This is a genomic window from Clostridium sp. HBUAS56017 (assembly GCF_007115085.1).
Classification (GTDB): Bacteria; Bacillota; Clostridia; order Clostridiales; family Clostridiaceae; genus Clostridium; species Clostridium cibarium.
The window spans coordinates 81,916-104,577 of sequence record NZ_SULK01000011.1 but is presented as its reverse complement, the minus strand read 5'-3'; the positions used below and the strand labels follow the sequence as shown (position 1 = coordinate 104,577).

Genomic DNA, 22,662 nt, shown 5'->3' with positions numbered 1-22,662 from the left:
CACTCCTAGCTGCTATTTATTTAAATTATTTATAATGTTATTCTTAATATCAAAATCAAATTTCATAGAAGAAATATCTGCTAAAATCTCATTTTTATCTTCAAAATTTTCATTATAAATTTTTTCTATAGCTCCTTTTAATTTTAAAGATACTTCATCATCTATATACCGAGAGGCTTTATAACAGTCTACTAGCATTTTATTTGTGAATTCTGTTCCTTTTTCTTCTGTTTCTAAAAGTATAATGTCATACATAAAAGCTCCATCTACACTTTCTAGACTTATATTGTTATATCCAATATTTAACAAACCCTTATTAACTTCTATCTCTTCTAAATGATATCTTCCACTTTTAACTGCACTTCTATAAAATGTTGTATCATTTTCATAATAAAGTTTTTTAATTATTTCACCATTAACCTTAACTATCAGCTTAGGTGATAATTTAACTCCTATTTCGTAAGTTGTAGCTCCTGCTAATGCTATTGTTAAATGAGCATTTTTTTGTAGCTTCTTATCTAACTGAAAATTTATATTCCATGTTGCATCTTTTGGCTCAGCATAATACCAATCTTCTTTTTCATTACTTTCACCAATTTTATAATTTAAATTTTTAGGTAATAATGTCATCCATTTATAATTTCTAAATTCACTACCATATTTAAATTCAGATGCTTTTCTATCTGATTTTCCTATTTGCCAAAGTAAATTTGTAAATCTAGGAGCTTCCCAAACTAAATTTCCTAAATTCAACTCTCCCGCCAATACTTCTATATCCTTCTTTTCTAATTGTCTTGTTATAGTTCCATGGGTAGCATAGGCATAAAGGGTATATTCACCTGGTCTTACTTTTTCAATTTCAAAGTTACCATCTGAATCTGCTTTATTATAAAAAATATAATCACCTTTTTGTCTTAAGAATTCTCCCCCATCTTTTGCAAGCACAACCATAGCATTGCCTACATCTCTTCCATCTTTTGAAATTAATTTTCCCTTAACAGTACCTCTTTCTAAAGGATATAGTTCTTCATTAACCCAAGTATAAGGCCATTCTTCTCCTTGTTCTTTTGCTATGTTCTTTGCATCCTGAATCATCTCTTCATGGGTTCCATCATTTATATAAAATAACCATGGTCCATAGAATTTTTTCCAATCTCTAGGAACATCAAATGCTCCAGTTCCAAAATGAGCTCCTGTCATATAATTTAAAATTATTCCATCATAATGAACTAACAATTCCTGCTTCATAGGACCACTAGGATAATATTCAGTACTAGCTGGAATAAACCAAGCTCCAAATTCATCTCCATATTCTCCCCATAGATGGTTGTCTTTAAAATATCCAGCATAATCATATTTTGAATAAACTTCTCCATCTTCATATCTATATGTCTCATCTTGAAGCTTTTCCTTTGTTTCAAGTTCACTATGGCTTGGTTGTTTACCTATTCTCTCAGAATTATATGCAATATTAAAATTTGAAGTTCCCATCCTATATACTGTTCTAAGCTCTGCTATTTCTAATTTTTCATCACTATTATTAGCTGTAATAACATATGAGTATATTCCACTTATACCTTTTTTCATTATTATGTGATATTCTGCATATAGCAAACTTGTAGTATCTATATATGCTATATGAACCAAATCTTCTCCTTGCTGTAATACCTTAATCTGACGAGGTTGGAAATTTCTAAATTTGCCATTTGCGTGATAATCCAAATAGAATGTTCTTTTTCTATTGACATCTCTATCATCACCGGTTAATCCTTTTAAAAGTTCTTTTCCGTTCTTTATTAAAGAGTCAACAGAACCTTGATTATTGAATTTAACTCTTATAAGCCCATTATCTAAAGTAGCTTCCATATTATTGACTACTAAATTAACACTTCTCATTTTTTCATACCTCATTTTTTTCTAAAATACTTTACTAACTCTAATTTATTTTCTTTTATTCCTTCTACAATAAGTTCAGCTATTTTAATCGCTCCATCTTCACAGAAGTGACTGTTATCTTTTATTCCATCCGGATATCCTGGAAATTCACCTGGAGCATAATGCAAAAATAATTTCTTACTTTCCTCAACTCCCATGCTATTTACCAATCTTTCACCTTTATAATTTAAATCTATTAAGACAACTCCTTCTTCTTTAGCTAGTTCTCTAACAGCTTCCGGATAATAACCATGAGTATTTACTATCTTCTCATCTTCACCAAACTCTCTTCTAGGCATAGATGTAATAAGCACAGGTATAGCCCCTTTCTTTCGGGCAACATTAATATATTCTCTTAATACCCTTTTATATTTTCCATTAGCATCTGAATAAAACATTCCTGGTTTTTGATCATTGTGCCCGAATTGTATAAATAAATAGTCATTAGGCTTTATTAATTGTAAAATGTCATCTAATCTACTTTCTTTAATAAAGCTTACTGCAGTTCTCCCTCCAAATGCATGGTTACTCACTGCAACTCCTTCATCAAAAAATGAAGGCAATACTTGTCCCCATCCTGTATATGGCTCTTCAAAATGATCACACACAATAGAGTCACCTGCTAAAAATATTGTTTTAGCATCTGCCTTATATATTTCAATATCATTAACAACGGGATTTTCCCCATCTATAGCAATTCTTAATTCATTATCAAACACATTAACCGAAAAAGTCTTTTTTACTAATTCTCCTTTTGCAGTAATTATTGACTTCAAATATAACCTACGATTTCCTACTTTAACGCTCTCAGTATATGAAGTTGTTTCAGATCCTCCAAAAGTTATAGAAACATCATATATATCATTTTCAAGAGGGAATTTATATCTAAGCTCTTTTATTTTACTTTCTATTGGAAGAGTACCTTTATAATATTTATCTGCTACAATTTTCACATCTGCTCCTGGATACAATGTGGAATGTGAAAGCCTTTTACTTTGTTCTATTGGGATATTTTCATATCTACTAATATCCATAAATTTCGCAGCAAAAATACTCGCTTTTCCATCACTATATATAATTACACATTCTATATTATTATTTAACAAATCAGCATGGATTACATATCCATCTACTGGGAATGTTGCAACTGGTTCCAAAAAACCATTATAAAGAGTTGGTAGGACTCCTCCCCCTCTTCTGTAAGCTAAAATATAATCTTTCTTATTTCCACTCCAATTGTGAAATGTTTCTATAATTGTAAGCCATCCCTTTGTCTCACGGTTTTCCTTTATTAATTCTTTTCCATTACAATCAAGAATGAATATCCCGTCTCTTCCTGTCTCAGGATTTACAGTTCCATCTAAGTCTCCTCTTACTATGCGATCAAGTCCTGCTATTTGTAACCCTTCTAAATCTTCCCTAAATTGACCTACTGCAATATGTTGTGCCTCTACAGAATTTTCATATCTCCACATTTCTTTTCCATCCCAAGAATACATAACAGTTGAATTACCACTACCACCTATAACGATTTGTCCACCTCTAGCTGGATTACGAAGAACATCTCCAATAGTTATACAATCTGCATGATCCTTTAAATCTTTGCAAGACCACAAAACATTTCCTTTACTATCTAGCATGTCATATCCAGCTAAAACTTCATCCTTATCATCACCATTAATATCGCAAATCCATGGATAATGTCCTATATTTCCTTCATGCTCCCATAATAAATTAAAGTTTTTGTCCATTGCCCACATCTTTGTATATCTATTTTTAAGTATTATATCCTGAGGAAATTCATTGCCAGAAAGATTAGCAACTATTATACAATCATGTGCTTCTTCATTAGGCAAATCATATTTCTTTTTTACTTTTCCTGTTTTACCATCTAAAATTTTAAACTTCTTATTCATAACACATAATACTTCATTAATTCCATCACCATCTATATCTGCTATTTGAGCTGGAAAATCTGAACCAAACTCTCCAGGTATGTCACTTGGAATTCCTACCTGCCAAAGTAGATTCCCTTCAAGATCAAATGTTGTAATAGCCTGAACTTGGTGAGGTTCGTATCTATCATCAATACCACCATTAGCTTGAACCATCACTAATTCCATTCTTCCATCACCATCAACATCACCTATAAGTGCTTTTGCATTTTTTCCTGCCTTCTCAGTATTTATTTCTCCTATCAGTACTGGCTTTGGCTCTTTTTCTATTCTTCTACTCATCTCTTCCTCCTAAAAGCTATGACTATTTATCTAAATATTCCTCATATAACTTATTTACTTTTTCAATATAACTATCTCCTTCATTTTCAAGCCATTCTCTTAGTGCTGATTCGTACTGGCTTTTATCTAGCTCTCCAAAAATATATTTTGCATTTATTGACTCTAAATCCAATAAAACACTTTGTTCATTATTTATATATCCTTCTGTTTTTAAATTTAAAACTGGATTTTCGATAATACTATCTTCTTTTAAATCTTGCACTTTACTCAAGTTTTTTCTGAAATTACTCTTTTCGTTTGTTGATAAACTTTCTTTATTCCAATTGATACTTAATTCTGAAAAAGAAAGCAAATCATAAGTTGTACTATTCTGCAATGATTTATATTCTCCATTTTCAATTGTGTAATTTTCGCCCAGCATACCGTAGTTAAGCAAAGTATAACACTCTTTACTATTTAGTTTATCAACAAATCCTAAGACCTTTCTTAATTTTTCCTCACTCTTTATTCCCTTTTTAGGAAACATAAGCATACCAGAATAACCTTTACCTCCAAATACCTTACTATTTTCATTTACCTTAATACTACTTATTGTTGTTATAAGTTTATCAGTTTCTGAATTTGGATTTTTTTCTTTAATTGATTTTTCTAAATCCACTGCTTTTGATAATTTTTCAAATATAACTCCATACTTATTATTAAAAAAGTTATCTTCAACATCTGAATTATTCTTTAAATAGCACTTTAGATCTATATATCCTTCATCATATATTTTTCTCATATAATCTAAGGCCTTTTTATACTCTTCTGTAGTAAATGCAGGGACTAATTTATCATCTTTAACTTTCCAACCATTTGGTGCCCCAAACCACGCAGCAATTTGATTAAAAATATCATTAAATTTACCTTCATCTGCTCCAGCAATTCCCAATCCATATGTATCTTTTATGCCATTTTCATCAGGATCACTATCTCTAAATCTTCTAAGTATTTCTGTAAATTCATCAATATTTTGTGGTTCTTTAAGACCTAACTTATCTAACCAATCTTTCCTAAAAATCATTGAATTATCTACCATATCTTTATATCTATAAATGCCATAAGTTTTTCCTTTAAAAGATGCATTATTTTGAATTGCCTTATCTCCATTTGATAAATTTTCATAATCTGTGATATAATCATCCACTTGCCAAAAGCCTCCTTGATCTACACCTTTTACGATATCTTCAGTTATATCTTCTACCACAAGAATATCAGGACATTCTCCTGAAGCTATCATAGCTGTACTTTTAGCTTTATAATTTCCTTTTGGTATCCATTTTATATCAACTTTCATTTCAGTTAGCTCTTCTAATTTACTTAATATCTCACTGTTTTTCTCTGGTTCATCAATGCTATTTAAGGGTGCAACAATTGAAATACTATCTAAACTTTCCTCTTTATCCTTTGCCGAGCAACCTACAAAAGTTCCTAGTAAAGTACATAATGTAATCATTGCTGTTATTGGTTTAAGCATCTTTTTCATAAGAGGCAGCCCCCTTCTATAAATTTATTTAACAAAAGCTAATATACTATAAAAGGCTGTCTTAAAATTATCTTAGTATAATACTTAGAAATATAAGACAGCTTCTCTATTATTGAAATCTTATCCTTTTACAGATCCTAACATCATTCCCTTTGCAAAATGTTTTTGTAAGAATGGATATATGCACAAAATAGGAATTGTCGCTACTGCTATTGTACCTAATTTAACTGCTTCTTTAGGAATTTCTAGCGTTGCTACTGCATCTCCATTAGCAGCAATATCTGACATTAATGTTATCTGGCGTAAAATAATTTGTAATGTCCATTTGCTACTATCATTTATATATAGGAATGCGTTAAAGAAATCATTCCATGTTCCAACAGCATAGAATAATGTGAATGTTGCTATTGTAGGCATTGATAATGGTAATACTATCTTAATAAATGTTCTTATTTCTGAACAACCATCTATCTTAGCAGCTTCTATTAATTCTTCTGGAAACTCTTGGAATGTATTCTTAATTATTATTAAGTTAAATGGATTAATTGCAACTGGTAAAATTAATGCCCAATATGAATCTAATAATCCTAATGATTTAACTACTAAGAATGTAGGAATCATTCCACCACTAAATACCATTGTTATAACTACACATTTCATTAAAAAAGATCTACCTCTTAACCCTTTTCTTGAAAGAGGGTAAGCCATTGAAAATGTACAAAATAATTGTACAATTGTACCGACAACAGTTACACCTATTGTTGTTAATAAACTTCTAAAAATATTTCCTGCATCAAAAATGTATTTATAAGCTTCTAATGTAAAACCATGTGGTATTATGAAAAAATGTCTTGTTGACAACTCTACCTCTGAAGAGAATGATCCTGCTATAACAAATAAGAAAGGAACTATTGTTATAAACCCGAAAACACCTAAAATAATTATATTAAAGACATCAAATACTCTTCCAGCAGGAGTGTTAAATATATCTTTTTTTCTCTTTTTACTCATAATCATAACATCTCCTCCTCACTAGAATATTCCACTATCTGGATCAACTTTTTTTGCAATAAAGTTTGACCCAAGTACTAAAATAACTCCAACTAAAGATTTAAATAATCCAACTGCTGTTGCATAACTATATGCACCTTGTGTTATACCTAATTGATATACATAAGTATCAAATACATCTGCTGCTACACGATTTAATGAATTTGTCATCAAGAAGATTTGATCAAATCCTGTAGATAAGAATTGTCCGCACTTAAGAATCAACATAACAACAATTGTATTTTTTATAGCTGGTAAAGTAATATGTATAACTCTTTTAAATCTTCCTGCACCATCCATTACAGCTGCTTCATACTGTTCTGGATCTACAGATGCTAATGCTGCAAGATATATTATTGTTCCATATCCACTTTCTTTCCATATTCCTTGAAATACTATCATGGGTTTAAACAATCCTGGTTCAGTAAGTGCATTAATTTGATGCCCAGTTATCGTTTCTAACAAGTTAGAAAGGGCTCCAGTATCTGCTGTTAATAATATTACTGATATACTTGCAACTATAGTCCAAGAAACAAAGTGAGGCACATATATTGCTGTTTGTATACATTTTTTATATATTTCTACTCTTAATTCATTTAGCAATAAAGCTAATATAATAGGAAAGGCAAATCCCACAGTAACATTTAAAGCTCCAAGAATTAATGTATTTGACATTAATCTTCCAAAGTCAGGACTAGAAAAGAAATCTTTAAAATATTCAAATCCAACCCACTTGCTACCTGAAAATCCTAAGTAAGGTGAATAATCTTTGAAAGCTATAGATAGTCCCCACATTGGTGCAAATCTAAATACAATAAAATATATTATTCCTGGTATTAACATAATGTAAAGCCACTTATTATGCTTTATATGATCTAAAAGCGATATTTTCTTTTTAGGTGTAATTTTTGCTTTATTTGGTTCTGCACTTATTACACTATTTTCCATACGCTCTCATTCCTTTCTTATTTATATATTTTGCTTTAGAGGATGTCAAAATTTCAAGACATCCTCCAACTGATCTATTTAATATTCTCTTTGTATAACTTTCCTAATTCATCCATATACTCTTGTCCTCCTGTGCTTAACCATAAATTAATTGCATCTTGATAACCTTTTTTATCTATTTGTCCAGCAATATATTTGATTCTAGCATCAGCCATAATATTTTGTAATTGAGCACCCTTCTTAGAATACACATCAGAAATTAATGATGCTGTTGGATTAAACACTGCTTTATCCTTACCTTTTTCCATAATGTCGTTTCTTTGTGCTTCAAGATTATTACCTTTTAAAGGTTTCATTATTTTGTAATTTGGTGTATTAGTTGATAACTGAGAATATGCGTCTAATTGTGCTTTTAATGTTTTATCAGTAGTTGGAACATACTTCCCATTTTCCATTTTATAATGAACACCTTCTACACCATTATTTAGTATAGTATTAACTTCTTCTGTATTAGTCTTATTTATGAAGTCTAATACTTTCTTAACATCTTTTTCGCTCTTAACACTTTGTTTTGGTAGTACTAACATTCCTGAATATCCTGTAGTTGGTAAAATTTTATCTGCTGCACTAGTTGTAATATTGCCAACCATTGTTACATAAGAGTCCCCATTTTTACCATCATCTCCATACTTCTCCAACATTTTCTTTTGTAGCTTATCCAATGCTCTTGATTGAACATCAACTATAACTCCAGCTTGTCCATTTACAAATGGATCATCCCAATTCTTTGAATCCATTACTGCAAAATCTTTATTCATTAAACCTTCATCATATAATTTTTTGAAATAATCTAATGCATTCATATATTCATCTGTCATAAAGTCTGGAGTAACTTTTCCATCATCAACTTTTGTTGCATTTGGTGCTCCAAACCAAATTGACATTTGATCAAAAGGACTGTTTGTATTTAAGCTTCCAGGCCATTTTGGAATAACCATTCCATATGTATCCTTTTTCCCGTTTTTATCAGGATCATTGTTAGTAAACTTTTTAAGCATATCTGTAAATTCTTCTAGGGTTTTTGGTTCTTTTAACCCTAAATTATTTAACCAATCTTTCCTTATAGCTACACAAGAACGAATAACATCTCTAGTTCTATAAATACCATATGTACTTCCGTTAAATGAGGCATTTTCTTTTATTGATTCATCTGCTTTTGATAAGTTATCATAATCTCCAATGAAATCATCTAACTTCCAAAAAGCACCTTTATTAACATTGCTAATTGTTGTTGCATCTTTATCTTTCACAACCAATATATCAGGGACTTCATCTGATGCTAATGTAATTGATAACTTATCATTATAGGAACTATCAGGAACCCATGTAATATCAACTTTATATCCTGTTTTTTCTTCTAATTGTTTTTGAATCTCATTATCTCCCGCAGGTGCATCTGTTCCTACTAAAGGCGCCATAATTGATATATGTTTATCCCCTGAAGAATCTTTTGCATCCTTCGAACCACAACCAGCCAACATTGTTAAAGACATCAATCCAACTAAAATCAATGAAATTTTCTTACTCTTCATAACCATATCTCCCCTTTAATATATTTAAACTAATAAAATTTAAAACATTCTATAATGCATATTATTTGAATATATGCAAACGTGTGTAAGTTTTCCAACAAATAATAGCAAAGTTTTGTTATATTATAACTCCTCTCATAATTATATAATGTTTAATTAATGTATACCTTTACTTACAACTTGATTATAAACCTTTACATTATAATAGTCAACATATTTTTGTTATTTTTTCTTGTTTTTCCTTTCATTCATGTTTAAAAACAAAATAAAATCAACACAATTGCGAATTTCTATAGTTTTTAATTCAATATTATGCTGTAATCTTTGCTTTTTTTCTGCACTTTCTCTAAATTTGTTAGATTAATCTTTAAAACAAAAAGACCGCCTAAGGTTTAATCTACCTTAGACAGTCACCAAAATTGTATTTTTATCTTTTAAAATATACTGCTGCATTGTTATAACAAATATCTTGCACTACTTTTCCTAGAATCTCCATATCAGCTGGATATTCTCCATTTTCAACTAATCCGCCTAGGTAGTTACAAAGTATTCTTCTAAAATACTCATGTCTTGTATATGATAAGAAACTACGTGAATCTGTAAGCATTCCAACAAATTTACTTATAAGCCCTAATTGGGATAAAGCTGTCATTTGTTTTACCATTCCATCTTTTTGGTCAAGGAACCACCATCCAGATCCAAATTGAATCTTACCAGCTATTCCTCCACCTTGGAAGTTTCCAAGCATAGTTGCAAGAACTTCATTATCCTTAGGATTTAAACAATATAATATTGTTTTAGGTAACTTATCTTCAGATTCTAATGCATCTAAAAATCTTGATAAAGGCTTCGCTACTTCCCCATCATCAATACTATCAAAACCTACATCTGGTCCTAATTTCTTAAACATTCTGCTATTATTGTTTCTCATAGCTCCGATGTGTAATTGTAAAACCATTCCATGACTATGATACATTTCAGTTAATTTAATCATAGTTAATGTGTTATATTTTTCTATTTCATCTTGAGTTAAAGTTTGTCCACCTAAAGCTTTCTTTAAGATTGCATCAACCTCTTCTTCAGTTGTTTCTCTAAAGTAAACTCTATCCATAGCATGATCTGTAATTGTACAACCATTGTCTACGAAGAATTGTAATCTCTCTTTAAGTACTTCTAAAAGTTCACTATACGATGTAATTGTTGTATTTTCAGTACTACCTAATACTTTTATATATTCAGCAAAGCCTTCACTACCTATCTTTACAACTTTATCTGGTCGCCATGCTGGTCTTACCTCACATGTAAAATCCCTATCCTTAGCTATTTCTTGATGAAATTCTAAACTATCAGCTGGATCATCAGTAGTTCCAATGTATTTAACATTTGACTTCATAATAATTGATTTTGCAGTAAATCCAGCACTCTTTATTACTTCATTACATTTATTCCATATCTCTTCAGCATTCTTTTCGCTTAGGACTTCAGTTACACCAAAGTATCTTCTAAGCTCTAAGTGAGACCAATGATAAATTGGGTTACCTATTAAATAAGGCATTACAGAAGCAAATGCTTTAAACTTTTCGAAGTCAGTTGAATCTCCTGTTATATATTTTTCATCTACACCATAACTTCTCATTGCTCTCCATTTATAATGATCTCCATATAACCATATTTCAGTAATATTGTTATACTTAATATCCTTAGCAATTTGTTCTGGTATTAAATGACAGTGATAATCAAAAATTGGCATGTCCTTAGCATACTTATTATATAATGTATTTGCAGTTTCATTTGATAATAAAAAATCTTCTCCCATGAACTCTTTCATGTTAAATCCCTCCTATAATGTAACTCCATCCTTTAATATAGATATTTCTCTATAATCATTAACTTCATTTTTAGCCTTATACTCGCCTGATGCAGTTTTTATAATTAAATCTAAAAACTCTTCATCAATTTTTTCTGGATTGCTTGATCCAATAAGTTCTCCCGCATTAAAATCTATCCAATTTTTCTTTCTATTGTAAAGATCCGTATTGGTTGAAATCTTTAATGTCGGAACATTTCCACCAAATGGTGTTCCTCTTCCAGTAGTAAACAATACTATATGTGCACCAGCTGCTGCGAGAACTGTAACTGCACATTGATCATTTCCCGGACCAGAAATTAGGTTTAAACCTGTCTTTGTTGCTCTATCTCCATATTCTAATACATCAGTTACTACAGCCTTACCACTCTTTTGTACACAACCTAATGATTTTTCTTCTAATGTTGTTATTCCACCTTTTTTATTCCCAGGTGAAGGATTTTCATAAATAACTTGATTATACCTCATGAAATATTCTTTAAAGTTATTTATAAGATCCACACTTTTATCAAAAATATCTTTATTTATAGCTCTATCAAATAGGATTGTTTCAGCCCCAAACATTTCTGGCACTTCTGTTTGTATAGCTGTTCCACCTAAAGTGGTCAAAGTATTTGATATTCTTCCTAGTAATGGATTAGCTGTAACACCTGAGAATGCATCAGATCCACCGCATTTCAACCCAATTTTCAGTTTAGATATATTTACATCTTCACGTTCGAATTTTGAAGCATATTCAACCAATTCTCCTATAAGCTTCTTGCCTTCTTCAACTTCATCTTCAACATCTTGAACTCTTAAGAACTTGATTCTATCATGATTTATAGGCTCAAGTATTTCTTTAAAGCTTTCTAATGTATTATTTTCGCATCCAAGAGAAACTACAAGTACTCCTGCTGCATTTGGGTGATTTACCATATCAGCTAAAATCTTTCTAGTATTCTCTAAATCACTACCAAGTTGAGAACATCCAAATGGATGTTCAAAATGATATACACCATCTACCTTATCATTTATAAGCTTATTCCCTTCTCTTGCTAAAATTGCACAAGTTTTATTAATACAACCAACTGTATTAATGATCCATATTTCATTTCTTATTCCAACTTCTCCATTATCACGAACATATCCTTTAAAAGTAAGATCACTTTTTTCTTTGTGAACTTCTTTTATATCTCCCTTGAAGTTATATTCTAATATTTCTCCAAGTCCTGTACCAAGATTGTGAGAATGCACCCAATCTCCAACTTTGATATCTTCTTTTGCCTTTCCTATGCTATAACCATATTTAAGAATGTCTTGTCCTTTTTTAATATTCTTTATAGCAACCTTATGTCCTTTTGGTATATCATTTACTAATTTTATTTCTCCAATATTGATGCCTTCTCCAGCTTTACCGTCTTCTAACAGCACAGCAACATCATCATCATGATTTATCTTAATTACTTTATGCATACTTCTTCTCCAAACTTTCTAATGCTTCACTTACCGCTACAGTTAAACCTTTGATTAAAGTTAAATCTTCACCCCAAAGTTCTGTATTACTAAGTACAACTTTTACATAATCTTCATTTTTAACTGAATATTCTTTATTTACACTACTCATGAATTCTAAAACATTTGGTACGTCAAAAACAGGATATTCTTGACCTTTAAAGCTATGTCCTACATACTTATCTTCTTTCTTTTCTATTTGATAGAATCTAAGAAGCCCTGCAAGACCAATTACCATATTCTTTGGTAAAGCGTTATTATCTTCGATATAAGCTTTAACAGTTGGTAAGTCTCTGTTAACAAATTTTGATACAGAATTCATAGATATAGATTCAAGTTTATGTTTTAAATGTGGATTTCTAAATCTTTGAAGAATTGTCTTCGCATATTCTTCTGCATCATCATTCTTTAATGATGGTATTATTTCATTTTCTAAAGCTTCATTTAAAAATGCCTTTTCTTCTAAATCTTCAATTAGCTCATCTACTCTTTCAAATCCCTTTAAGATTCCAAGTGGAGTTATTAAAGTATGGGATCCATTTAATATACTAACTTTTAATAAATGAATATCGTATAGTGAATCTGCCCATTTAACATTTAATCCAGCTGATTTTAGTGGTAATATCTTGTCATACTCTTCGCTTCCTTCAATTCCCCATAAAAAGAATGGTTCACATACTGAAGCTGCATTATCAATATATCCTAATTTTTCAAAGTATTCTTCAGTGTTTTCTCTTGGGAATCCTGGAACTATTCTATCAACTAAGTTGCTTAGGAATACACATGAAGCATTAAGCCAAGCCTTAAATTCAGCACTAGCTCCAAAACTTTCTGCATGTTTCTTAACCATTTCTTCAAGAACTTTACCGTTATCATCTACTAATTCACATGGGAAGATAAGTAATTTCTTAGATTTGTCTTTTAAGTTTTCAAATCTATGCATTAAAAATGCTGTTAATTTTCCTGGATATAACCCATCAACTGATACTTTGTTAAGTTCTACTTCCTTATAAGCTAGTCCTGCTTCTGTAGTGTTAGATATAATTACTTCTAAGCTTTCCAGTTCAGCAATTTCCATAAATGAATTCCAGTCAACATTGTAGTTAAATACTTTTGAAAATACAGAAATTATATCACTTTCATCTACTTCAACATTATCTCTAAATCCTCTTTGTGTTACTGTATAAAGCATATCTTGCTCTTTTAATGTGTTTATTTTTTGATCAAAATTTAAAGGACAAGTCAATGCAATTGATCCTTCATATTTTCCTGCTACTATTGACTTATATACCATCCAATCAAAGAAAGAAGTTAAAAAGTTTCCTTCTCCTATTTGCATGATCTTAATCGGACTTTTTATAACTTTATCATATATAGCTTTTTGTTTTGAATTTAAACATTCAACACTTAATTTTTTTTGCATAAGTAATTCACCTCATAAAATATTTTTGAATTCTAACGTACTACTATCATCACATTCCTATTTAAGAGCAACTTGAGTTCCGCCTGGAATCTCAAAAACAACATCACCTACACTAATCCATGCTGATGCTGCTGAAGGATTGTATACAAAACTTCCATCTGCTGCAAATAATAAACTATCACATACCTTTAAGTAATCAACGATTTCTATATTAGTTGCATACCAGATATCCTCTCTTTTACCAATCTTCTTAGCAAATTTCTCAATAAGCTCCCAATTATTATCTCTTTCAAATTCATAACTATGTCCCCAAACATAAAACATATACATATATTGTTTTTTGTCTAAAGCAATAAATTCATCTGCTAACTTTAACAAATTGTGATTGTGATGACATGTAGCTTTCCATTCATAATAATTTCTTGGCAATTCAAAATTATCACTATTGCCAACTATTCTTGAATATTCAATTCCAACATGGTGTAGCATGTTTTCAATTTCATTATTGTAAGATCCATTTGGATAAGATAATCCTCTAACCGGGTACCCTACAATTGCTTCTAAAGCCTTTCTATCTTCCAAGACTTGTTCAATAACTTGTGTCATAGGACATCTTGCTATAGTAGGATGGGTTAGAGTATGACAAGATACCTCATGACCTTCATACAAATCCTTTATTTCTTCCTTAGGAATTCTCTTTCCATAAGAATAGGTTATTGCCGGATCATTCTTTTCCATATAACCTGAGTTAAGATGAAATGTCCCCTTAATTCCATTTTCATTGAAGATTTTAATTAATCTTTTATCTGGGATCTTTCCATCGTCATAACTCATAGTTAATACTTTAAATTTTCCTTGTGGAAAACACTTGTATATCTTATCCATACCTCTCCATCTCCTAAATATGTTTTACATTATCTTTTAATATTCTCTACTCCTGAATCCATAAGTGTGGTAACATGATCTATCCCGACCATATTGATGTCACCTTTTATACTATGTTTTAAAACACTTGCACAAGTAGCAAAGTTTATTATTCTTTTCTCTTCCATTCCTGTTAAAACACCATGTAATACTCCAGCAGTAAATGAATCCCCGCCACCTACTCTGTCAATGATATCAAATGTGTATTTATTGCTCTTTTCCAAAGTTTCTCCATTATATAAAAATCCTTGAAGAGAGTTATTGTTTACAGAATTTACCCATCTCTTAGTTGATGCAGCAAATTTTAAATTAGGATATTTCTTAAACAACTGATTATAAAGAGTTTCTAAATCTTTTTCAAAATTTTTCTCCTGCTCTAACTCATATTTTAAGATATTCTTAAAATCAAGTATTCCAAGAAACGCTATATCGACATAAGGTAATACATTTTCCATAAATCTTCTGGCATCTTTTAAACTCCAAAGTTTTGCTCTATAATTGGAATCATATGATACAACTATGTTTCTTTCTTTTGCAGCCTTTACCAATTGTAATGTGAAATTAAATAATTCATCACTTAATGCTGGTGTAATTCCTGATACATGAAGAACTTTAACATCTTTTAATATTTCCTCAATGTTAAACTCCTCTTTTTTCGCCAGAGAAATTGCTGAATATTTTCTGTCATACACCACTTCTGAATTTTTTAGCCCCGCACCTTGTTCTAAAAAATATATTCCAAGTCTTCCATCACCTCTAAGGATTTCTCTGGTGTCTACCCCAAAAGACTTCAAATCTCTTATAACTTTTTCACCTAGAGGATTACTAGGAAGTTTTGTCAACATTTTAGTATCATGTCCGAACATACTAAGACTACATATTACATTAGCTTCCCCGCCAGCATATGTAGCATTAAACTTATTTGCCTGTATTATCATTTCTGATTCCTCTGGAGTCAATCTAAGCATTATCTCTCCAAATCCCAGTATTTTACCTTCTTGTTTAAGATCTAATCTTTTCAATTTTCTTTACAAACTCCTTAGCTAAATTTTCTATATCCTTCAAGCTTCCAGCATTAGTTAACGCACTACCTACACCAACACAAGAAACCCCCATTTTAAACCATTCATCAATATTATCTATATTAACACCACCTGTTGGCATTATATCAACGTGTGGAATTGGCGCTTTCAATGCTTTTATATATTTAGGTCCAAATAATTCTCCAGGGAAAATCTTAACCATTGTATTTCCTTTATCCATTGCATGCATTACTTCTGTCACTGTCATACAACCTGGTAAATAAACTACTCCTTTTGAATGACAAACTGTGTTAGCTTCTTCTGAGTATCCTGGACTTACAACATATTTAGCTCCTGCTTCTATCGCATCTAAAGCCATCTTTCCATTTAACACACTACCAACACCTACTAATGCATCACTATATTTTTTATTTACTTCTCTTATTACTTCTACAACATTAGGGATTGTATAAGTTAATTCTAAAGCTTTTACGCCTCCATTAAGACACGCTTCTATGATTCCCATAGCTTCTTCATGATCTTTAGCTCTTATTACAGCTACTATTCCTTGTTCCTTTAATTTATTTAACATATGTCTTCCCCCTAAATTATATTCTTGTATACTAAGCGAGGCGCTTTCATTGTTAAGTTTCCATAAACCTCATATGAAAAATGAAGACAGATTCTATGTAATATACGGTTTTTTCTAAGTGGTTTCAAATTCAGCTTATTTTAATAAGTGATAATTCTCTTCATCTCGCCTCTTCTTGTATACTAGTTATAATTCTATTATACACTCTCCATATGATTTTGCAACCCTTTTCAAATTTTTACATATAAAAAAGTGCTTTATTATAAAAATAAGCACTTTTCTAAATTCTTAATTTAACTATTTATTTATCTTGAAAAAATTATGTGATTCATTATCTTCCTTCAGAAGATGTTCCCAACTGTTCTTTGTATATCTCATATGCTCACTAATTAAAGACTCAACTCTGTCTATATTTTTATTCTTGATAACTTCTATAAATTCTCTATGTTGTTCTACAACATCTCTTTTTGAATCTTCTGCTTGAGATAAAATTCTCATTCTATTATAGTGAGTACTTATATTCAATATGCTTTTCCAAACATTTTCTTTATTCACTCCTAAGAAAAATAACTCATGAAAATGGTTATCTAACTTATGAAATTCTTTTTCTCCACCATCCATATCAGCAATTATCTGTTGAGCATATAAGTTTTTCTCTAATTCAACAAATAATTCTTCGCTAAAGTTTTCACATGCCAATTTCAACACTTTTTCTTCTAATGTAAATCTCATAAACCTAGCTTCCTGAACTAAATCTAAATCTATTAAAGAGACATATGTTCCTGATTGAGGTTTTACTTCTATTAAATGTTCACTTTTTAGTTTCATCAAAACTTCTCTAATAGGAGTTCTTGATATACCTAATTTTTCTGATAGTTCAATTTCGCTTAATAATTCTCCAGGATTAAGCTCTAAAGACATTATATTTTCTCTTAACACCCTGTATGCATAGTCTTTTCCACTTTCCTTTTCAAATTTATCGTATAATACCAAATATTTTCACCTCCGGATATGTACTTCCTTTATATTGCTTTCACATATTCAAGTATACTAAATATGCTAAATTATTCAATACATGAGTTTTAAAATTAATAATATATTTTCTAATTCATTTTCAATAAATTACTTCAAATTTATTATTCACGCTAAAAGTTCTATTATCTAACTGTTTTCCATTTATAAAAACATTTTTAAAAGTTATATTCTTAACATTTTGTAATATAGCCTCTCCCTGAACACCATTTAAGACAGCATCCTCTATTACAATATTTTCTATAGGTGCATTTTCAAACCCTTTAATATATAAAGCATTTTGGGCATCTATACTTCCACCTTCTACTGTTTTTATATTAGACAATGTAACATTTCTCAAAATAGGCTTATGCTTTCCAACTTCTCCTTCTTCATAGAAAAAGTCTGCATGTATAACAGCTACTTTTGATTTGTTTACTACGCTATTTTTAACATAGATGTTTTCCAATTTTCCTCCACGTTCCGCGTTAGTTTTGAATCTTATTGGGTAATCTAGCTCTTCGCTATCAAAATAATTATCATGAGCAAACACATCATTTACCCCACCTGATATTTCACTACCAATGGTAATTCCTCCATGACCATCTTTAAATTCATTATTTCTAATAATTATATCCTCACATGGCACTCCAATATTTCTCCCTTCATTATTTCTTCCTGATTTTATAGCTATGCAGTCATCTCCTGTTAGGAAATAGCAATTTTCTACAATCATGTCTTTACATGATTCTGGATCAAACCCATCATTATTATATAAATTGGTATCGACTTTTACTTTATCAACCTTAATATTTTCACAAAGTACTGGATTCATCTCCCAAAATGGAGAGTTAATAATTTTTATATCTTTTATAAGTATATTTCTAGATTTATATGGTTGAATAAATGGTGGTCTTATTGTAGAAATATCATCACCAAATATTCTTTTAGTCCTTACATCCGCATTAATTTCACCTAATTCAAATAATCTATCTCTTTGAATTTGTTGATTTTCTTCTCCAAAGTATCCAAACTTCCATGGCATCCAGTTAAATTCATCTGCATTTCCATCTAATACCCCTTTACCTATTATAGCGATATTTTCAGCCTCATAAGAATATATAAACGGAGAGAAATTTATCATCTCAATGCCTTCCCATCTTGTATAAACTAAAGGATAAAATTCATTAGTTTTATTTCTAACAAATCTTAAAATAGCATTTTCTTCTATTTCCAGCACTACATTGCTCTTTAACGTTATAGCACCTGTATAATAAACATTAGGCTTATTTGAGTTATGACTTCCTGGTATTATAACTTTACCACCGCTTACATTTTCACTAGCTTCATCAATAGCTTTTTGTATTACTTCTCCATAATATTTAACTTTTTGAGTATTTTTAATTAAAGTTTTTCCAAGATAATCCCTATCTTTTTTAAGCTCTGACTTTGTCCCTTTATAAGGCCCATCAGGATGGGTTAAATATTCTTCTTCAACTATTCGAATAAACCCACCATATTCTAAATCTGTAATATCATATTTTTTCAGATTTTCTATATTAGGCATATTTTCATTGACTTTTTTCTCTATTTTATTGTATAAATCTTGATTCCATTCAAATTTTTCTAATTCCACAAATAACTCCCCCTAAAAAATCTTATATCGTATTTCAGGCCCTAAAATGCCAAATAACTACATTAATAAATTTCCAACTACTCTAAACAAAAACTATTGTTTATTAATTTATATAATATCAAAAAAATATAGTAGATAAACATAAGATTACATTTATCTACTATATTAATATTAATCATTTTACCTGTACTAAATGTTTATCTTTTATGCATTAGCAGTCTTTGAATGATAACCTACATTATTGTTTCCGAAGCAATTTTCGTAAGCAAATCCTGTTAAGTCTTCAATCGCTTTTCTAGCTTCTGGTGTAACTTGTGATTTATCTCCACCAGCTTTTACTCTATTAACTTCATCAACTAAAAGCTTATGATTTTCTTTAGTTAATTTAAGTCTAGTAGAAACAATAAAAGTAACAAGAAGTATAACCATTGGAAGTGCAGTTGCTAAAATTGCTACTCCTATTACAGCTGATTGTGGTTGTACAACATCCTTTCCAGAAACATACCCGAAAGCTGCCAATCCTCCAGTCATTATTAATGATTCTATTCCGTATGAAATCTTAGACATAGCTCCATTAACCCCCGAGAATATACCTTCTCTTCTAGTACCTGTTACAGCCTCATCTATATCAGCCATAAATGGTAATTGGAATACTGGTATGTAATCACAACCGCCTTTACCAATTTCATTAATTAACTGTGCTACAACAAAAACAGGAATTAACCAATCTGTACCTTTCATAAACATTACGCCAATATATCCAATACATCCTAAAATAACTATACTTGCAGAAACTCTGAAAGTCTTTGGTCCACCATACTTATAAGCAAGGGCTACAAACACTGTTAAAGTTCCTAAAGAAACAAATGTTGATATAGCTGAAACATATCCTGTTGCTGACTTTGCATTAGCTATTGCCATACAACAAATTACATAATAAGTTAATATACTACCAGCTAAATTTTTATAAATTCCAATTAAAAGCATCATAATTGTATGAATTCTGAATGATTTTACTCTCAATGTTGAAGATATATCTAATACTAACTTCTTTAATATTTCTCCTATACCATGTGCTTGATCGTCATAAACAACTTCCTTTGGATCACGCTCAAATGTAAATGCATAAACAACAATTAACGAAACTGCAATTATAGCAGCATAAACAATACCTACTAAAGCAAATGATTTTGGTTCATTTTCACCAAATCTACGGAATAACTCTGCTGGAATAGCTGCAGCTACAATATTAGCTACTGTTCCAAAATATGATTTAGCAGCAACAAGTTTTGTCTTATCAGCTGCAGTTTGTGCCATCTCTGCAGGTAATGCAATTGCAGAAACAATGATTACAGTAAATAACATTTCCCAAACCATATTAACTGCGAAATAAAATGCAAAAGAATGACCAACTGTCCACATCAACGGAAACACAATCATAGACAATGGTACACCGATTAAGATGAAGAATTTTCTTCTACCAAAACGTTTACCTAATTTAGTCCTTCCAAAGTTATCACTAACGAATCCCATTACAGGATTTAAAATAGCATCAAGAAATCTAGTAACTGTAAATATAGTTCCCGCTTGTACCACACTAATATCACAAAGTGTTGTATAAAATACCATTAAATATAGCTGAACTATTTTCTGTGCTCCACTCCCTAAGAAATTAATAGATGCATAACCTATCATATTCTTAACAGTAACTTTCCTTTTCATTTTTTCCCCTCCAATTTTGATAAATAATACCTTTTAATTATTTCTAGATGATTGTAAGAATTAAAATCCTTACAATCATCTCGGACTACATCCCTATTGTAATAAATTGTTTTCTGCAGCTGCTAATACGAAAGGTCCTAACCCCTTTGGTTCATTGGCAACTATTGGTTCACTTATGTAATATGTAAATGATCCATCTCTGTTATCTTTTCCACCAAGTCCAGCAACAAAGCATATTTTATTTAAATTAATGTTACCTTCATCAGTTTCAAGGATGAATTCATCTACTAATCCTTTAAATGAAGCTTGTCCGAATCCTTTCAATTCTTCTCTTAGATATCCAAGTCTTGCTCCCTTTAAAATTCCATAAGCAATCATTGAAGACCCTGAAGCTTCTAAGTAATTTCCTTTTCTATCTCCTTGATCTAGTACTTGATACCATACATGACTATCCTTATCTGCCACTTTTACTAAAGCATCTACTGTATCTTGAAGTATTTTTAACATTTCAGCTCTATGTTTATTATCTTCTGGTAATACTTCTAAAGTATCTACTAAAGCCATAACATACCAACCCATCGATCTGCTCCAAAAATGTCTTGATAACCCTGTTTCCTTATTAGCCCAAGGTTGTACTCTAGCATCATCATATGCATGATATAATAATCCAGTTTTTTCATCTATTAAATGACTCTTGGCAATAATAAATTGTTTAGCTATATCATCAAATTCTTTGATGTCCCCGAATTCGTTTACATACTTTGCATAGAAAGTCGCTCCCATATATAAACCATCTAACCATATTTGTTCTGGATATATCTCTTTATGCCAGAAAACTCCTTCTCTAGTTCTTGGATGGTTATTTATTTGTGTTCTTAGCAATTCTAAAGCTTTTCTATATTTTTCTTCTTTAGTTGCTTGATATAAAGTTAGGACTATTTTGCCATTGTTTAAATGATCAATATTATATTCATCTACTCTGTATCCTCTAATACTTCCATCATCACCAATGAAAGTGTCCATAGCATCTTTAACATAATTGAAATACTTTTCATCCTTAGTTTGTTTCCAAACTTCAGCGATTCCATCCAGTGTTAAACCAAATTCATAAGCCCAATAACTAGTCAAATCTGTGTTTCTAGCTATTATTGAATCAGCCATCCACTTTGCATAATCTTTCATTATAACAATCCCTCTCTTCTTACGATTATTAGTTCTTTGGAAACGTATTCCTTCCATGAATCTATTATATTACCTCAAAATTACAAAGTCAATAGCAATTAGTATATTAGTTTCAACTTATTTTATTTTTTCAAAAAAATATTTCCCATTTTTTATGTAGTAATAGTATTTCCTTTTCCTAAATCGAATTTATACGTTATCCTCCCCCCCCACTTTAATAGCCATTAATAAAGAATACATAACTTATTTTAGCATATTTCCCGCCCTTTTTATTTCCCATAATTTTATTCATTTTTTTTATTTTCTTTTACATTTTTATTTTTACTAGTATACAAATTTTTTATATTTTAGACAGTGTATAACTTTCATTTAACTATTATTTCTAGAAATATATTGGTGTTCTACTCTGAACTTTTTAAAAGTATACAAACTTCATCAAAACAAAATGAAAAACTGTCTTAAAAAGATATTCTCTAAATTTAAGACAGTTTTCTTTATAAAA

16 protein-coding genes are annotated in these 22,662 nt (G+C 30.4%); all 16 read right to left on the bottom strand.

The features are described 5' to 3' along the window. Positions 1 to 12 precede the first annotated feature (12 nt). On the bottom strand, positions 13 to 1,896 hold the full coding sequence (locus FAY47_RS11000) for a polysaccharide lyase family protein (protein ID WP_185966802.1): 1,884 nt from the start codon (positions 1,894 to 1,896) through the stop codon (positions 13 to 15). Positions 1,897 to 1,907: 11 nt separating this feature from the next. Next, complete coding sequence (locus tag FAY47_RS20300; RefSeq protein WP_185966801.1) at positions 1,908 to 4,172, bottom strand: GDSL-type esterase/lipase family protein; 2,265 nt, start codon at positions 4,170 to 4,172, stop codon at positions 1,908 to 1,910. A gap of 22 nt (positions 4,173 to 4,194) precedes the next feature. Continuing rightward, complete coding sequence (locus FAY47_RS10990; protein ID WP_143316760.1) at positions 4,195 to 5,697, bottom strand: extracellular solute-binding protein; 1,503 nt, start codon at positions 5,695 to 5,697, stop codon at positions 4,195 to 4,197. Between the two features lie 120 nt (positions 5,698 to 5,817). Beyond that, entirely contained in the window at positions 5,818 to 6,714 is an 897-nt protein-coding gene (locus FAY47_RS10985) for a carbohydrate ABC transporter permease (protein ID WP_243129603.1), read from the bottom strand. A 15-nt stretch (positions 6,715 to 6,729) separates the two neighbouring features. Further along, positions 6,730 to 7,695, bottom strand: coding sequence for an ABC transporter permease subunit (locus tag FAY47_RS10980; RefSeq protein WP_143316759.1), 966 nt, complete (start codon positions 7,693 to 7,695; stop codon positions 6,730 to 6,732). 74 nt (positions 7,696 to 7,769) lie between these two features. Then, a complete protein-coding gene (locus tag FAY47_RS10975; protein WP_185966800.1) occupies positions 7,770 to 9,287 on the bottom strand; it encodes an extracellular solute-binding protein in 1,518 nt (505 codons plus the stop codon). A gap of 427 nt (positions 9,288 to 9,714) precedes the next feature. Further along, positions 9,715 to 11,115: a glucuronate isomerase gene (uxaC, locus tag FAY47_RS10970; RefSeq protein WP_143316757.1), complete on the bottom strand. Its 1,401-nt coding sequence runs from the start codon at positions 11,113 to 11,115 to the stop codon at positions 9,715 to 9,717. A 12-nt stretch (positions 11,116 to 11,127) separates the two neighbouring features. Further along, the gene (locus tag FAY47_RS10965) at positions 11,128 to 12,609 is read right to left on the bottom strand and encodes an altronate dehydratase family protein (RefSeq protein WP_143316756.1); all 1,482 of its coding nucleotides are present in this window, start codon (positions 12,607 to 12,609) and stop codon (positions 11,128 to 11,130) included. After that, positions 12,602 to 14,071 (bottom strand): tagaturonate reductase, encoded by a 1,470-nt coding sequence (locus tag FAY47_RS10960; RefSeq protein WP_143316755.1) that lies wholly within the window; start codon positions 14,069 to 14,071, stop codon positions 12,602 to 12,604. The genes FAY47_RS10965 and FAY47_RS10960 overlap by 8 nt, the downstream gene beginning before the upstream one ends. Before the next feature lie 57 nt (positions 14,072 to 14,128). Beyond that, complete coding sequence (locus FAY47_RS10955; RefSeq protein ID WP_143316754.1) at positions 14,129 to 14,956, bottom strand: polysaccharide deacetylase family protein; 828 nt, start codon at positions 14,954 to 14,956, stop codon at positions 14,129 to 14,131. 29 nt (positions 14,957 to 14,985) lie between these two features. Further along, positions 14,986 to 16,017, bottom strand: a complete 1,032-nt coding sequence (locus FAY47_RS10950; protein ID WP_143316753.1) for a sugar kinase — start codon at positions 16,015 to 16,017, stop codon at positions 14,986 to 14,988. Beyond that, positions 15,998 to 16,609 carry a bifunctional 2-keto-4-hydroxyglutarate aldolase/2-keto-3-deoxy-6-phosphogluconate aldolase gene (locus FAY47_RS10945; RefSeq protein WP_143316752.1) on the bottom strand — a complete coding sequence of 204 codons (612 nt, stop codon included), beginning with the start codon at positions 16,607 to 16,609 and terminating at the stop codon, positions 15,998 to 16,000. The genes FAY47_RS10950 and FAY47_RS10945 overlap by 20 nt, the downstream gene beginning before the upstream one ends. Positions 16,610 to 16,906: 297 nt before the next feature. After that, the gene (locus tag FAY47_RS10940; RefSeq protein ID WP_143316751.1) at positions 16,907 to 17,602 is read right to left on the bottom strand and encodes a GntR family transcriptional regulator; all 696 of its coding nucleotides are present in this window, start codon (positions 17,600 to 17,602) and stop codon (positions 16,907 to 16,909) included. 121 nt (positions 17,603 to 17,723) lie between these two features. Beyond that, entirely contained in the window at positions 17,724 to 19,256 is a 1,533-nt protein-coding gene (locus tag FAY47_RS10935; protein ID WP_143316750.1) for a glycoside hydrolase family 28 protein, read from the bottom strand. A 204-nt stretch (positions 19,257 to 19,460) separates the two neighbouring features. Beyond that, a complete protein-coding gene (locus FAY47_RS10930; RefSeq protein WP_143316749.1) occupies positions 19,461 to 20,978 on the bottom strand; it encodes an MFS transporter in 1,518 nt (505 codons plus the stop codon). A 93-nt stretch (positions 20,979 to 21,071) separates the two neighbouring features. Then, on the bottom strand, positions 21,072 to 22,160 hold the full coding sequence (locus FAY47_RS10925; protein ID WP_143316748.1) for a glycoside hydrolase family 88 protein: 1,089 nt from the start codon (positions 22,158 to 22,160) through the stop codon (positions 21,072 to 21,074). Between the last annotated feature and the right edge of the window lie 502 nt (positions 22,161 to 22,662).

What these genes read in the sequence shown, in the direction of transcription:
- FAY47_RS10930 (WP_143316749.1), bottom strand. Translation starts at nt 20,978, where the DNA reads ATGAAAAGGAAAGTTACTGTTAAGAATATGATAGGTTATGCATCTATT.
- FAY47_RS10975 (WP_185966800.1), bottom strand. Translation starts at nt 9,287, where the DNA reads ATGAAGAGTAAGAAAATTTCATTGATTTTAGTTGGATTGATGTCTTTA.
- FAY47_RS10945 (WP_143316752.1), bottom strand. Translation starts at nt 16,609, where the DNA reads ATGTTAAATAAATTAAAGGAACAAGGAATAGTAGCTGTAATAAGAGCT.
- FAY47_RS11000 (WP_185966802.1), bottom strand. Translation starts at nt 1,896, where the DNA reads ATGAGAAGTGTTAATTTAGTAGTCAATAATATGGAAGCTACTTTAGAT.
- FAY47_RS10965 (WP_143316756.1), bottom strand. Translation starts at nt 12,609, where the DNA reads ATGCATAAAGTAATTAAGATAAATCATGATGATGATGTTGCTGTGCTG.
- FAY47_RS10955 (WP_143316754.1), bottom strand. Translation starts at nt 14,956, where the DNA reads ATGGATAAGATATACAAGTGTTTTCCACAAGGAAAATTTAAAGTATTA.
- FAY47_RS10960 (WP_143316755.1), bottom strand. Translation starts at nt 14,071, where the DNA reads ATGCAAAAAAAATTAAGTGTTGAATGTTTAAATTCAAAACAAAAAGCT.
- FAY47_RS10990 (WP_143316760.1), bottom strand. Translation starts at nt 5,697, where the DNA reads ATGAAAAAGATGCTTAAACCAATAACAGCAATGATTACATTATGTACT.
- FAY47_RS20300 (WP_185966801.1), bottom strand. Translation starts at nt 4,172, where the DNA reads ATGAGTAGAAGAATAGAAAAAGAGCCAAAGCCAGTACTGATAGGAGAA.
- FAY47_RS10985 (WP_243129603.1), bottom strand. Translation starts at nt 6,714, where the DNA reads ATGATTATGAGTAAAAAGAGAAAAAAAGATATATTTAACACTCCTGCT.
- FAY47_RS10980 (WP_143316759.1), bottom strand. Translation starts at nt 7,695, where the DNA reads ATGGAAAATAGTGTAATAAGTGCAGAACCAAATAAAGCAAAAATTACA.
- uxaC (WP_143316757.1), bottom strand. Translation starts at nt 11,115, where the DNA reads ATGAAAGAGTTCATGGGAGAAGATTTTTTATTATCAAATGAAACTGCA.
- FAY47_RS10925 (WP_143316748.1), bottom strand. Translation starts at nt 22,160, where the DNA reads ATGAAAGATTATGCAAAGTGGATGGCTGATTCAATAATAGCTAGAAAC.